Below are 12,693 nucleotides of genomic sequence, written 5' to 3'. Positions count from 1 at the left end.
AGAATATTTATGCTGTATATCTGTGATAACTGAATGAAAGTTTAAGTGTTATGTAAGAACGTCAGCCACAGAGTCACTATTTGAGTGGTATTTTTTATTAAATAATAATTGATTTTTAAATATTTTGGATGTATAATATACATATATTATAAATTTTAGGGAGTGATAGAAATGAGTGCAACAACTATAAATATAGATGAGAATACTAAAAAAGAAGCCCAAGAATTGTTAAAAGATATGGGAATGAATTTGAGTACAGCAGTAAATGTATTTTTAAAACAATTAGTAAAGGAGCAAAGAATACCTTTTGAGATTGGAAATCCACGTCCAAGTCAAGAATTATTAGAAGCATTAAGGGAAGTAGAGGAAATGAAGAAAAATCCCAATACGGGAAAAAGATATTCTTCTTCAAAAGAAATGATAAAGGACATACTGGAAAATGATGAACTTTTGTTATATTTGACAGATATAGGAACTCACAGCGATTTATTTGGATAAACTGATTGAATCACAGTTATTAATTTAGCCGTGATTTTTTCTTGAAATTATTTTATATAAATTAAAAAAATCAATTAGTATCGTTCTGGTAGACTTTTTCATTTCAAGGAAAGGTTATTTATCCAAAAAATTTTTTAACGAATGCTACAAGGCTATTACACGGATATACGAGCGAATAATAAAAGGGACTTACTCCAAAAAGCAGTCCCATAAATTTAATAATTCATTCTTAAAACACACGTTATCATTTTCTTGATTTTATTTGAATTTTTCCTTAAAAAAAGCATTTTGAATTTTATTAAACAATTCCTCTTTTTCTTCAATATTTATATTTTCATTCTTAAAAAATGATACGATATTTGATTCTAAATCATTATAATCTTTTTCAGTACCATACAATATGTATTCAGGTGAAACATTATATAAATTATATAAATTAGATAACTTAATTAAACTCTCACTATTTATTTTTCTTTCGTTATTTTCATATCGTGAAATAGTTCCAACAGATGATTTTATCTTTCTAGCCACTTCTTCCAAAGAAAATTTATACTTTTCCCTTAAATTCTTTAATCTTTTTCCTACATTTTCCATAGTAATTCTCCTTTAAAATCAATATATTTTATCAATTTAATTGAATTAATCTTGATAAAATTTTAATTTATGATATAATCATTTTACTAATTAGCAAAGGATAAGAGATTTAAAATGAGAAAAAATCTTTTAAAATCGAAAATGAGTTTACACGAAGACAACAATAAAACACTTGCACATAAATTAAAAATAACTCTTTCAGCATTTTCAAGAAAAATAAATGGAACTAGTAATTTTACTATTGAAGAAATGAAATTTATTAGGAAAGAATATGAGTTGAGTGATGTTGAGTTTTTGGATATTTTTTTGATAATTAATTTGCTATTTGGAAAAATCATTTTTAAAGTTAAGGAGAAAATGGAAGTAATGGAAGGAAATAACAATAAGACAATTAAAATTTTAATTGGAGTAATAATTGGATTATCTGCAATTATACTTTTTAGTGGAATATTCTATATCTTAAATATGCAGGGTAAAATAGCAAAATTGGAAACAGAACAGGAAGAACGATTAAAAAGGCAAATGGAAAGTCAAAATATGGCTTCTGTTCAAACTATGCAATCAGCACAAACACAACAACAGTCTAATATTAATAGAAAAGAGGAAACAGGAACACGTTCACAACAATCTCAAACAATTACATCCAATGGAATAAACATAACTAAAGAAGAAGGTGTTTATATAAGAGTTAATTTCAATACTTTTTTTGGTTCAAATGAAGTATGTCATAACATAGGGAGAAATCACGTTAATTTTCCTGCAATTTATAGTGGTAACAGACCTGATTTATCAGCTGCTCTTTTGAGATTTATAAAAAAATCAGATTCAAGTTTTGTTAATAATTCTAATCTTTCGGATGAAGATAATGTAATGAATTGGTACACAGCAAATTGTGTTAGATATAATGCAATTGGATCTGAAAATAGTAAAACACTTAGATATTTTTACAATTATGTTTCCAATTTTTAAAATATGTATTAAATGAAAATTTAATAAAATAGATAGGAGAGAGAGAAATGAAAAAGAAATAAATATATTTACTGGTTATGATATTAAAAAACTGTGGGATAATATTAAAATTGATTGGGTAGAATACATTTTAATTATGATTTATACAGGAATGCGGATTGGGGAAGCTGTTAATTTAAAAAAAGAGAATGTTGACTTGATAAATGGAATCATATTTGGTGGAAATAAGACGGAAAAAGGGAAACATAGACAAATACCTATACACAAGGATATATTTCAGCTAGTGAAAGGACTATATGAGAGCAGTCCAACTGAATATTTGCTATATAACAAAAAATGGGTATTTGAGAAAAAGAAAAAGGAAAACAAGCCGATATGTACAAATTATTTCAGGGAAAAATTTTATAAAACACTGGAAGAGTTAGAAATGAACCATAAGCCACACGATTGCCGAAAGACATTGGCAACCTTTATGAACAATCAAAAAATAAATAGCGTTTAATATAACCGATATACTAGGACACGAGGACATCAGCACTAAGAACGAATACTATATTCAATCAGACATCGAGGAATTGACTGTATCAATGGACAACATCAAATTTTTAAATGATGTAAATTAAAACTATAAGTTGATCCAACAAAACTGATAATTTGCAGGCATTGAATTTGGAGTCCAACGCTAGTCCAACGGATAAGGTAAATGAGTACCTTTTTATAAAAAATTACAAAAAAATAGAAAATCATAAAAAATGAAAAAGGTAATAGAATACCTTTTTGGTACTGTATTACCTTACTTTGTAAAAAAATGGCAAAAAAAATATGCTACCCTTGTGATAGCATATTTAAAAAGGAGTTTTGAAGAAAAAACTACTTTTTTAAGAGAAAGCCATTAAAAATGGGGGTAAAATTTTCATTTTGGTCTAACCGTGGTCTAACCTCAAAAAGTAAAAAAACGAAGTCGCTATTTATGGGGGTTTGCGAGTACCAATAAAAATATCACTACTTTTGCAATTTTAAAACGAAAAATCTAGCTAATAAAAAAAAGGATTATTCAAATTTGAGTAGTCCTTTTTTGATATAAATTATTTTCCAGCTGATTCAAATTCTATGCAAAATATGGTATAATTATGTTACCAATCCAAAGGCTAGTAGTGTATTTCATAATGGTACTACTCCATAAAAATTTAATAATGCAACCAATTAGAATTGGAAATACAACCAAAAAGTAACCAAAAACACAACCAATTTTAATGGTTGCAAAATGCTAAAGAACACAGTAATAATAAGGATTAAAGGTAACAACCAAAAATGAAAATATTTGCAAAAAATTTCAGTAAATGCACCCACTTTTTTTCAAAATGCACCCCTTTATAAAAGAGTGCAAAACATCAAATAAGCCTGTAATTATGGTATATTGAAACGGTAACCAAAACCAAATAATAATGGCAAAAAGTGGCAGTAAAAACCAAAAAGTAACCAAAATGCACCCACTTAAAAAGGTTGCAAATTATACAGGAATATATAAATAACGGTATATACACACTGCACCAAATTAATAAATTTTGCACCAAAAATATAAATGGTGCAATAGACAAACGAAGCTAGAAATTATAAACGATTGAATAGATAAAAAGGTCTTACAAAAAAATGGAAAATCACGGAAAAATTTGCACCAAATTCTAAAAAAATGCACCAAAAATATAAATGGTGCAGACAGTAGACGAGAGCAATAATGATAAGTGGTTGAATAGATAACAAGGAAACACGAGAGATTGCAAAAATTTTCAGTAAATACAGCCAAAAGCGAACGAACGTTGGAAATAAAATTATTGAACTTAAATAAATGGGCCTGATGTAAAATTTCAGACTTTTTTATTGCTTTTTATATATTTTAAGTGTATAATATATATATAATATAAATATTTAAGGAGTGATAAAAATGAGTGCAACAACTATAAATATAGATGATACTACTAAAAAAGAAGCACAGGAGTTATTTAAGGACTTAGGAATGAACTTAACTACAGCGATAAACATATTCTTAAAACAGGCAATAAAAGAACAGAAGATACCTTTTGAAATTAGGAATCCACGCCCAAGACAAGAGTTATTGGCTGCTATTAAAGAGGCGGAAGAAATGGAAAGAACTGGCAATATGGGTAAAGGTTATTCGTCAGCAAAAGAAATGATAGAGGACATACTGGAAAATGAAGAATAATGATAAAATGATATACTCGATACATACAACTAAACAATTTCGCAAAAGTTTGAAACGTGTAGAAAGACGTGGATATAATACAAGTTTATTAAATGAAGTTATAGAAATGCTGGCAAAAGGGGAGAAGTTACCTGAAAAGAATAAAGACCATTCTTTGATAGGAGACTATGTAGGACATCGTGAGTGCCATATAGCACCTGATTGGCTATTGATATACAAGATAACAGAAAAGGGCTTGATACTGTTATTAACAGATACAGGAACTCACAGCGACCTATTTGGATAAGATAAACGAATCACAGTTATTAATTTAGCTGTGATTTTTTTATGCAAAAATGAAAAGGTACTTTGGAGAGATTTTTTTGCCCTGTGGGTCTAGCGAGTCCCAATTAATTTACGCACACTATTATTTTTTAAATTAATGTCCGTTCCGCTTTTTTTATCTAGGAAATCTATAAATACCCTATATTTAGGTACTTACAAACATTTTTTCTATTTACTAAAACGGACATAAAAACGGAAATAACACAAAATATTACTAATCAGCAATAAATATAAAGCGATTTAAGAGCCAAAATATACCAAGACATAGTTGTTTGTAAACGAACGTGAGCGAAACGCTAGCCACCTTAAAATTGATTTTAAGAATAAGTGTTGAAATATAAATTATAAAAATTTCACTCCAAAAAATTACGGAATCAAATTATAAAAGCTGATGCGAAAAATTTCCATATCAGGTAAAAGCTCCCCTAATATTTCAGGAGGGGTATTTTTGTGTAGTAATTTGTAGTAATTTTTATGAAACCTTAAATTTAAGTTATCGTATTGGGGTTGGCTGAAATTTCCGCAGACCTATTCAAAAATGATGTGAGTAAAATATTTTACCTACATACTTCACAAAGAATAACGCTGAAGCTACTACTTAAATTTAAGTAACAGCTAATAACAAATGGGCCTATTGTTAGAACAGCCTATAAAAACGCAAATAGCACGTTATAATTAAAAAATAAAAATAGTTTTTTAATGGAAATTAAGCGATTTAAGAGAGATTTATGCTCTATCCATAGATTAATACCAAAATTTAATTTATCGAACGTGATACCCACTCTACGTTCGTCTGTGAACGTCTTATGAATAAATTGAGAAATAGAAAATATAAATTACTAAAAAATACTAAAATTTGAAATAATCTTAACTTGCTGATTCATTGTAAAAATAATTTTAGGAAACACTAAATTTGAATTAGGGTATAAAAAAACTCCCTAAGTTAGATTTATGCAGTACGGATATAAAAACTTAACAAAAGCCAACAATTTAATTTCTATTAACATTAAAAAAATGTTTTATTTTTTAATCTTAACGTGCTTATCCGGATTTAAGGAATAGGCCCAAATGTAAATTTAAATATCGGTAAGTTTACAATCATAACTTGTGTATAGATAAGTTGTACTTGGAAATATCAAGAAATGAAATAAAGAGCGTGTATAGGCTTGTATTTCGCTTATACAAGGTTGTATTTCACAAGTAATCAATTCACGGTACAAAAAATTTCCATATCAGGGTTATCACTTATTTATACTAGAAAAAGTTATAAGGGAAATTGACGGTATAATTCTGAATCACAGACAGTGATTCAAAAAATAACTGGAATAAAATCACGTTCGCCATAAGGGCGAGGGCAAACAGCAAAATATATTGTTTATTGACTTTTCCCCACAAACGGAGAAATAAAAACAACCAAAGGGGAGTTTATCCCTATTGGCTGTATTCAATGATTATTCACGACCTAAGTTTAACATAGCCCGTTATCTGATATATAAATTTTATATACTGGCTAACAAGATAACACAGTAGATTTTATCTATGCACTTCAAAGGGGGTCATTTTAACGGACTCCCTTAATAATCCGTTCAATAGGGGTAGACAATTCGCCTAGTCCTTTAACTATGGGTAGGCGATTTACCCAGTCATTTAATTATGGGTGCACAATTCGTTCAGTCGTTTTGAGATGGCAGAAGTTTTGCTGTTTGATTAATCGGTGTCTTTAATTTCAATATCTAAAATTTTTAAGTATTTCAAAAAATTATCCGATACATCTTTTTTTAGTAACATTAATATATTTTCAAAAAGCATAGAATCCATTTTATAAGTTGATTTTTCTTTTTTTATTATAAATTTTCGTGTTTTTTCGATAACTTGTATATCAAAATCTAAACATTTCAATAAATCTATTAAAATTTTATCACTTGTTTTAAAATCGTCAAAGTTTTTTTTGTTAGGCTTTTCAAGTGATTGATTATCTTTTTTTAAAAAATTTTTGTTGTCGCTAGAAAGTTTTTTTAAAAGTTCGAGCGTATTTTTTAATTTTTCCACTTCGTCGCCAGCTATTAGTAAATCTTCAAAAAAATTTGTTCCATTATCTTTTTCGTACTGCGAATTTATTCCATTATAATTATCTATCATTAAATTTTCAAGTTGATATAATTCTTGATAAATAGCATTTTCTTTTTCTAAGCGTTTTTTATAAAAAAATTCTACTTCTTCTATTTCGTCAAGATTATCAAAATTAATTTCAAGTATTTTTTTTAATTCTAGTTCAAAATGTTTTTCTATTTTTTCAATATTCTTTTTAGTTGGGTTAAATTCAGAACGTAAATATTTTCTAACTGTTGGCAGTGGGACATCACTTTTTACAGCAAAATCAACTTGTGTTAAATTATGAATTTCCATTAATGCCTTAATTATCCTTGCTATATTATTCATTTTTCTACTCCAATCCAATAATTTTATACAAAAGTAACCTATGTATTACATAAGTAATATATCATAATTTTTTAAAAAAGCAAAATTTTGTTTGACTTTTATAAAACTATGTGATATAAATAACCTATAACATTACCGATATAAGTGATAGGTAATAAATTATAGGAGGGATAAATAATGAAATCAAACAAATTGAAAGCTAAATTAAGGGAATATGATTTTAATTATAGGGATTTTTCCAAAAAAATAAAATCAAATGTTTCTAGCTTTAACAATAAAATTAATGGGAAAATTCCATTTAATTCAAGGGAAATAGCCAAAATCAAAAAAATCTTAAATTTAACCAATGATGAAGTAGTAGAAATCTTTATAAACAAGTAGGTACTCAATTCAAATTTGAGTTGAGATGGGCTGAAATTTTAGCCGAGTAATATTAAAAAAAAAGGATAGGAGAGGTAAGAAATGAAACACAAATTTGAAGCCATAGGAATGGTAAACAAAAACAGCGACAAGGCAAGGGAAAAGGAACAAAATAAAATCATTAACAGAATCAAGAAAATATTTAAATAGAAGAGTGGTGCAAATGGAAAAGAAAATAAGAGAAGAAATATTAGGCGACAAGGCAGACGAAATAAGGGAAGAAATATGGCAAAAAGAAAGGTATGCAGAACGTGAAAGCCTAAAACTTGTTAAGAATGAAAAAGTAAAAGAAAAATTAATTGAACTGTTTACAGTTATACAGGTAGCAAGGGAAGAAATAACAATCAATGAAGATATACAAAAAACATACAAGGAAAACATCAGTAATATGGATATTGAAAATGTTATACGTGAAAGCATAGTTGTAATTGATGTATTTACAGAGGAAGAAAAAACGATAAAAGAAATATTGAATAAATCAAATTAAGGAGTGTGGATTAAATGGAAGAAATGAAAGAGAAAGCGAAAAAAAGTATGGAAGAAGCAATACTTGAATGGGCAGATATAGAACTTGAGATACGTTGTAAAAGAAAAATGGATATTGTAATGAAAGAACTTAAAAGCAGTAGAGAGGCGAGTAATTTTTTTGCTGATTTACTTGTAGAAACACAAAAAACTTTTTTTAAATTAGGAAAGCAAGTGGCAAGAATGGAAATGGAGGAGATAGGAAATGGAATTAATGGAAAATAAAGAAATGATAACAAGTAGGGATTTATTAAAGAAAATCAATGAACTTAGAGAAAAGGAATATGAAGAAAAGGCAAAGGCTGGGACATTAACGGAATCAGAAATTAAAAGAGGGAAATTTATTGAATTAAGACACGATACATTAATCAGTATCATAAAAAATGAATTTTCTGAAGAAATAACAGGGCTTAAAAATTACCTTAGTGAAAACTTAGGTGTCCAAAATATTTTGGAGACCTCACAGCAAAAATTATTACTGTTAAATGAAAAAATAGGTAAAGGAAAAATTTCCTCGACCTCGATTATAGAAAGTGAATATATTGACCAATGGAATAGAAAGCAACTGATGTACATACTTGGATTGCCACAAGCCAAACAAGTTTTAATGAGGGAAAGTAAATTTGTAAGAAAAGCCGTGATTGAGTATATAGACTATTTAGAAAATCAAAACAGGCAATTAGAGGAGCTTGCAAGGCTACAGGCAAGGGAATTAAGCAAAGTAACAAGGAACATTGAAACATTGAATCTAAAGGCATTGCTGGAGTATGGGAAAGTAAGAAAAGAGAAGCAGAGAATATATTATATTCATTATTCAAACTTGGCACGGAACATTGCTGGAATACCTAAAGGAATCAAAAGAGACGAATTGACGCAAGGACAATTAGGAATATTACAGCAGGTAGAATTGATTATGGCGGCTGTTATAAACGAATGTATGGCAGAAAATATACCTTTTGTACTTATGTATCAGGAAGTAAAGGACAGAACGGAAATCAAGGCTAAGGTGCTGTTAAAAGCATTGCAGAGAATTGAAAACGTAGATAATGGGCCTGTGTGGAAAATAGGATATTAATTATAAAAAAATAGCCTAATTTTTCAAGATAATTGTAATTTTAGGCTTTAAATTTGAAAAAATAGGAGAAATTTAAAAATGGAGAAAGCAAACAGTGGCGAAAGAGCAAAGGCGATAATCAAAGCATTTAAACAATTAAGCTTGGAAGAAATGGAAAAATTATTAATTAAGTTAGGAATACCAACAAACAAAAATTACAAAACCATAAAAAGTTGTGTAAAAAAATGAAAAAAATTACAAAACTATAAAAGTTAGAGGAGAAAAGTAATGGGAAAATACGAAAAGAAAATGCCTAATGTTAGAAAAAATATTCAAAAGATACAGAAACATAAAAATTATAACGAGGATATAGAAAGCGTGATAAAGAAATTAGATAAGGAAATAGACGATTATAAGCTATATGAACGACATTTAACATCAATATATGAATTAATGAATCTTGGTATAAAGATAACAGCGTTAGCATACAATTAAGGGATAGAATGGATAAAATAGATATATTAAGAAAAGTCTTAATAACAGCAAAAGGAGAAAATATGAAATCAGTATATTGTAAGCATTGCGGAACATTCTTATTTGGAATAGAAAACAGTTGTGTATATTATGTTACAAAATGCAAGAAATGTGGCAAAGTGAACTATGGGAACACTACCCAAGTTTTTAAGCCAAATAAAAAGAATAAGAAATAAAAAAAATGCCTGTTATTTCACAAAAGGGGGAGTGTTATAACAAGCAATCATAATTATTTTGGTGTATTTTTATATATCAATTATACCATATCACAGCAGTTAAGACAATCAAAATTTTAGGCCCTAATCTTTAAATGATAAAAGAATAAAAATGTAATATTAAATACCATAACAAATTATACATTTTTGAAGTAAAAAACAGGAAATAGAAATGTAAAGTTAGATACCATAACAACCAAAAATGTAAGATTAATACAAGGTTAAAAAAATTACGTGATTTTGAATGAACAAAAAATTATTTTCTTTTCTTTATATAGTAATGTGGGATTGAATTTTACATTTTTAATCATTTTTCATTCAAAGATATAATCTAGATAGCATAAATAAAGGCTTAGAATACAAAATAATCTATATATTTCAAAGAAAAGCAATGATAATTTATTGATTATATACAGACATACACAAGGGAAAATAATTATAGAAAAAAGAGAGGGATAATGCACGCCGAATTTAACATTTGGGTAAGGAAGTGAAATTAATGGAGAAAAGGGGAAATTATCCTAAGCGATATAGATACACAGAAAAAGAAACAGATAGGATAATAGAGATATTGGAAATCATAGAGGAATACAGGAAAGCGAGTGAAATTAATGAAACGCTTGATTGCATAAACAATGAACTTTTATTTGGAACAGGAGAAATAAACTATGTTACAAGGTGTAAGCGTCAAACTTGTCCTTTATGCAGGGAGAACAGAAAATACAAGACATATCTAAAATTAAAGGAAAAAATCAATGAACAAAATGGAATCCGATATATCCTAATGACATTTAACGGCAGAGAAATAAACGATTTATCAAAATTAAGCAAGGAAGTAGGAGAAAATAATGATATAGTGGCTAAAATCATAAGGAAAAGGAGCATACAGGCAATAATGCTGGGCTATGTAAAGATAGTTGAAATATCCTATAACAAGTATTCTAAAAGGCTTTTGCCACATATTCATTTGTTGCTGGGAGTTAGAGAGGACTTTAAGAAATATTGGATTAGAAAAAAAGAAATAGAAAAATTGGAAAAGACCTGGAAAAAATGGAAAAAAGAAGCAATCACAAATGCTATTGATGTAAAAATAATAAAAGATACAGATGAGGACATAGAAAAAGTATTAAGATACATCACAGTAGCAAGGAAAAAAAGAATAATGAAACTTGATGATATGGAAATTCGGGCCTTTTTTGAAATGATAAACGACAGAAAAAGGCTGTTTACTACTTCAGGGATATTCAAATAACAAAACGGGGTGATTTAATTGAACTTGAGAGCAAAGAGAATGGCATACGACGTATTAAAGCTCAAGATAAAGGATAAAAAATTGAATTACCAGAAATTAGCTAAGGAATTAAGAATATCGGAAAGCGGACTTAATAAAAAAATAAACGGAAAAAATTATTTTACACAGTCGGAAATATACCAGTTAAAAGAGTTATTGGAATTATCTAACAATGAACTTATTGAAATATTTTTTTGACTATTGTAAAAAACGGTATTAAAATTATAGGGCAGAGTAGTGCCTATTAGCTAGATTTTTGGATTGGTGGAAGAAATGAAAAGAATAAAAAATGCAAATGGGCAGGGGAGCATATCAAAAGTAACAACGAATAAGAAAAATCCCTACCGTGTAAGAGTAACGGACTGGAGAACAGGAAAACAGAAATCGCTGGGATATTATGAGACAAGGAAACAGGCAATGGAAGTTCTGAATGAATATTTATACAATCCCTATGATTTAGAAAACAGTACGATGACGTTTAAAGGCTTGTATAGGCTGTTTATTGAAAATCAGAAAGGATTGGTTGCCCAAAGCACCATAAAGGGATATGAAAATAGTTTTAAGAGATGTGAGCCGTTGCATACTTTGGTATTCAGGGAAATAAAAGGCCCACAAATGCAAGATACACTAAATAATCTTACTTGCAGTGTAGCAACAAAGAAAATCACAAAGAACTTTTTAACAGTATTATCCAATTATGCTATGGAACTTGAGATAATGACAGTGAACAGAGCAAAGTTTATAAGATTGCCAAAGGAAAGCAGTAAAAGGCAAAAGAACGTGTTTACAGGCTACGAGATTCAAAAACTGTGGAATAACATCAGCATACAGTGGGTGGACTATATTCTAATTATGATTTACACAGGTATGAGAATAGGAGAACTTGCAGACCTAAAAAAAGAGAATATTGACTTGTTACGTAGAATAATAAACGGTGGAAACAAGACAGAAAAAGGAAAGCATAGGCAGATACCTATACACAAAGATATATTTCAGTTGGTAAAAGGGCTATACGAAAGCAGTCCAACGGAATATTTGTTATATAATAAAAAATGGATATTTGAGAAAAAGAAAAAGGAAAATAAGCCTATACGTGTAAATTATTTCAGGGAAAAGTTTTATAAAACACTAGAAGCCTTAGAAATGAGCCATAAGCCACACGATTGTAGAAAAACATTGGCAACCTTTATGAACAATCAGAAAATAAATAGCGTTGTAATTACTGATATACTAGGACACGAGGACATAAACACTACAAATGAATATTATATTCAATCAGACATTGAGGAGTTGACTGTATCAATGGACAATATCAAATTTTTGAATGATGTAAATTAAAACCATTAATTGAATCAATAAAATTGATATTTTGAAGTCGTCATTTTTTTGGTCTAACCGTGGTCTAACCGACAAGGTAAATGAGTACCTTTTTATGAAAAATCACAAATAAATAAAAAATATTAAAAAATGAAAAAGGTAACTGAATACCTTTTTGGTACTGTATTACCTTGCTTTGTAAAAAATTGGCAAAAAAAATATGCTACCCTTGTGATAGCATATTTAAAAAGGAGTTTTGAAGAAAAAAGTTTTCACTTTTTCTATTGGTCGA

At 28.5% G+C, this 12,693-nt stretch carries 18 protein-coding genes; 16 read left to right on the top strand and 2 right to left on the bottom strand.

The window, feature by feature from the left end; translation table 11 throughout:
* The first annotated feature begins 171 nt into the window (after nt 1-171).
* Nucleotides 172-498 (top strand): type II toxin-antitoxin system RelB/DinJ family antitoxin, encoded by a 327-nt coding sequence (locus tag F1564_RS01575; protein ID WP_018450938.1) that lies wholly within the window; start codon nt 172-174, stop codon nt 496-498.
* Between the two features lie 258 nt (nt 499-756).
* Here the strand turns inward: F1564_RS01575 and F1564_RS01570 are convergent, their stop codons facing one another.
* Nucleotides 757-1,092: a helix-turn-helix domain-containing protein gene (locus tag F1564_RS01570; RefSeq protein ID WP_018450939.1), complete on the bottom strand. Its 336-nt coding sequence runs from the start codon at nt 1,090-1,092 to the stop codon at nt 757-759.
* Nucleotides 1,093-1,206: 114 nt separating this feature from the next.
* Between F1564_RS01570 and F1564_RS10245 the strand changes: the two genes are divergently transcribed.
* From F1564_RS10245 to F1564_RS01550, 5 genes are all read left to right on the top strand, one after another.
* Nucleotides 1,207-2,061: a hypothetical protein gene (locus F1564_RS10245; protein WP_018450940.1), complete on the top strand. Its 855-nt coding sequence runs from the start codon at nt 1,207-1,209 to the stop codon at nt 2,059-2,061.
* A gap of 136 nt (nt 2,062-2,197) precedes the next feature.
* Nucleotides 2,198-2,563, top strand: coding sequence for a site-specific integrase (locus F1564_RS10240; protein ID WP_018450941.1), 366 nt, complete (start codon nt 2,198-2,200; stop codon nt 2,561-2,563).
* Between the two features lie 250 nt (nt 2,564-2,813).
* Complete coding sequence (locus tag F1564_RS10075) at nt 2,814-2,957, top strand: hypothetical protein (protein WP_018450942.1); 144 nt, start codon at nt 2,814-2,816, stop codon at nt 2,955-2,957.
* A 1,046-nt stretch (nt 2,958-4,003) separates the two neighbouring features.
* A complete protein-coding gene (locus F1564_RS01555) occupies nt 4,004-4,282 on the top strand; it encodes a type II toxin-antitoxin system RelB/DinJ family antitoxin (RefSeq protein ID WP_018450943.1) in 279 nt (92 codons plus the stop codon).
* On the top strand, nt 4,272-4,568 hold the full coding sequence (locus F1564_RS01550) for a type II toxin-antitoxin system YafQ family toxin (protein WP_018450944.1): 297 nt from the start codon (nt 4,272-4,274) through the stop codon (nt 4,566-4,568). Before F1564_RS01555 ends, F1564_RS01550 begins: the two co-directional genes overlap by 11 nt.
* 1,745 nt (nt 4,569-6,313) lie before the next feature.
* Here the strand turns inward: F1564_RS01550 and F1564_RS01545 are convergent.
* Entirely contained in the window at nt 6,314-7,045 is a 732-nt protein-coding gene (locus tag F1564_RS01545; protein ID WP_018450945.1) for a helix-turn-helix domain-containing protein, read from the bottom strand.
* Nucleotides 7,046-7,222: 177 nt separating this feature from the next.
* On the opposite strand from F1564_RS01545, the gene F1564_RS01540 reads away from it, so the two are divergent.
* The 10 genes from F1564_RS01540 (at nt 7,223) to F1564_RS01500 (ending at nt 12,422) form a co-directional block, all read left to right on the top strand.
* Nucleotides 7,223-7,426, top strand: coding sequence for a hypothetical protein (locus tag F1564_RS01540; RefSeq protein ID WP_018450946.1), 204 nt, complete (start codon nt 7,223-7,225; stop codon nt 7,424-7,426).
* 202 nt (nt 7,427-7,628) lie between these two features.
* Entirely contained in the window at nt 7,629-7,952 is a 324-nt protein-coding gene (locus F1564_RS01535) for a hypothetical protein (protein ID WP_018450948.1), read from the top strand.
* A gap of 14 nt (nt 7,953-7,966) precedes the next feature.
* Complete coding sequence (locus tag F1564_RS01530; RefSeq protein WP_018450949.1) at nt 7,967-8,215, top strand: hypothetical protein; 249 nt, start codon at nt 7,967-7,969, stop codon at nt 8,213-8,215.
* The gene (locus F1564_RS01525) at nt 8,196-9,065 is read left to right on the top strand and encodes a hypothetical protein (RefSeq protein ID WP_018450950.1); all 870 of its coding nucleotides are present in this window, start codon (nt 8,196-8,198) and stop codon (nt 9,063-9,065) included. The genes F1564_RS01530 and F1564_RS01525 overlap by 20 nt, the downstream gene beginning before the upstream one ends.
* A 78-nt stretch (nt 9,066-9,143) precedes the next feature.
* Nucleotides 9,144-9,293: a hypothetical protein gene (locus F1564_RS10070; RefSeq protein WP_018450951.1), complete on the top strand. Its 150-nt coding sequence runs from the start codon at nt 9,144-9,146 to the stop codon at nt 9,291-9,293.
* A 39-nt stretch (nt 9,294-9,332) separates the two neighbouring features.
* Nucleotides 9,333-9,539 (top strand): hypothetical protein, encoded by a 207-nt coding sequence (locus F1564_RS01520; protein ID WP_018450952.1) that lies wholly within the window; start codon nt 9,333-9,335, stop codon nt 9,537-9,539.
* 8 nt (nt 9,540-9,547) lie between these two features.
* The gene (locus F1564_RS01515; RefSeq protein ID WP_018450953.1) at nt 9,548-9,754 is read left to right on the top strand and encodes a hypothetical protein; all 207 of its coding nucleotides are present in this window, start codon (nt 9,548-9,550) and stop codon (nt 9,752-9,754) included.
* A 538-nt stretch (nt 9,755-10,292) separates the two neighbouring features.
* The gene (locus F1564_RS01510) at nt 10,293-11,045 is read left to right on the top strand and encodes a protein rep (RefSeq protein WP_018450954.1); all 753 of its coding nucleotides are present in this window, start codon (nt 10,293-10,295) and stop codon (nt 11,043-11,045) included.
* Nucleotides 11,046-11,084: 39 nt separating this feature from the next.
* A complete protein-coding gene (locus tag F1564_RS01505) occupies nt 11,085-11,282 on the top strand; it encodes a DUF739 family protein (protein WP_040505657.1) in 198 nt (65 codons plus the stop codon).
* A gap of 75 nt (nt 11,283-11,357) precedes the next feature.
* A complete protein-coding gene (locus F1564_RS01500; protein ID WP_018450956.1) occupies nt 11,358-12,422 on the top strand; it encodes a tyrosine-type recombinase/integrase in 1,065 nt (354 codons plus the stop codon).
* Nucleotides 12,423-12,693: the final 271 nt, after the last annotated feature.

It is taken from the genome of Leptotrichia shahii, from assembly GCF_008327825.1.
Classification (GTDB): Bacteria; Fusobacteriota; Fusobacteriia; order Fusobacteriales; family Leptotrichiaceae; genus Leptotrichia; species Leptotrichia shahii.
Note: the sequence above shows the minus strand (reverse complement) of the source record. Positions and strands in the feature narration are given on the sequence as shown.

What these genes read in the sequence shown, in the direction of transcription:
- F1564_RS01575 (WP_018450938.1), top strand. Translation starts at nt 172, where the DNA reads ATGAGTGCAACAACTATAAATATAGATGAGAATACTAAAAAAGAAGCC.
- F1564_RS01570 (WP_018450939.1), bottom strand. Translation starts at nt 1,092, where the DNA reads ATGGAAAATGTAGGAAAAAGATTAAAGAATTTAAGGGAAAAGTATAAA.
- F1564_RS10245 (WP_018450940.1), top strand. Translation starts at nt 1,207, where the DNA reads ATGAGAAAAAATCTTTTAAAATCGAAAATGAGTTTACACGAAGACAAC.
- F1564_RS10240 (WP_018450941.1), top strand. Translation starts at nt 2,198, where the DNA reads ATGATTTATACAGGAATGCGGATTGGGGAAGCTGTTAATTTAAAAAAA.
- F1564_RS10075 (WP_018450942.1), top strand. Translation starts at nt 2,814, where the DNA reads ATGAAAAAGGTAATAGAATACCTTTTTGGTACTGTATTACCTTACTTT.
- F1564_RS01555 (WP_018450943.1), top strand. Translation starts at nt 4,004, where the DNA reads ATGAGTGCAACAACTATAAATATAGATGATACTACTAAAAAAGAAGCA.
- F1564_RS01550 (WP_018450944.1), top strand. Translation starts at nt 4,272, where the DNA reads ATGAAGAATAATGATAAAATGATATACTCGATACATACAACTAAACAA.
- F1564_RS01545 (WP_018450945.1), bottom strand. Translation starts at nt 7,045, where the DNA reads ATGAATAATATAGCAAGGATAATTAAGGCATTAATGGAAATTCATAAT.
- F1564_RS01540 (WP_018450946.1), top strand. Translation starts at nt 7,223, where the DNA reads ATGAAATCAAACAAATTGAAAGCTAAATTAAGGGAATATGATTTTAAT.
- F1564_RS01535 (WP_018450948.1), top strand. Translation starts at nt 7,629, where the DNA reads ATGGAAAAGAAAATAAGAGAAGAAATATTAGGCGACAAGGCAGACGAA.
- F1564_RS01530 (WP_018450949.1), top strand. Translation starts at nt 7,967, where the DNA reads ATGGAAGAAATGAAAGAGAAAGCGAAAAAAAGTATGGAAGAAGCAATA.
- F1564_RS01525 (WP_018450950.1), top strand. Translation starts at nt 8,196, where the DNA reads ATGGAATTAATGGAAAATAAAGAAATGATAACAAGTAGGGATTTATTA.
- F1564_RS10070 (WP_018450951.1), top strand. Translation starts at nt 9,144, where the DNA reads ATGGAGAAAGCAAACAGTGGCGAAAGAGCAAAGGCGATAATCAAAGCA.
- F1564_RS01520 (WP_018450952.1), top strand. Translation starts at nt 9,333, where the DNA reads ATGGGAAAATACGAAAAGAAAATGCCTAATGTTAGAAAAAATATTCAA.
- F1564_RS01515 (WP_018450953.1), top strand. Translation starts at nt 9,548, where the DNA reads ATGGATAAAATAGATATATTAAGAAAAGTCTTAATAACAGCAAAAGGA.
- F1564_RS01510 (WP_018450954.1), top strand. Translation starts at nt 10,293, where the DNA reads ATGGAGAAAAGGGGAAATTATCCTAAGCGATATAGATACACAGAAAAA.
- F1564_RS01505 (WP_040505657.1), top strand. Translation starts at nt 11,085, where the DNA reads ATGGCATACGACGTATTAAAGCTCAAGATAAAGGATAAAAAATTGAAT.
- F1564_RS01500 (WP_018450956.1), top strand. Translation starts at nt 11,358, where the DNA reads ATGAAAAGAATAAAAAATGCAAATGGGCAGGGGAGCATATCAAAAGTA.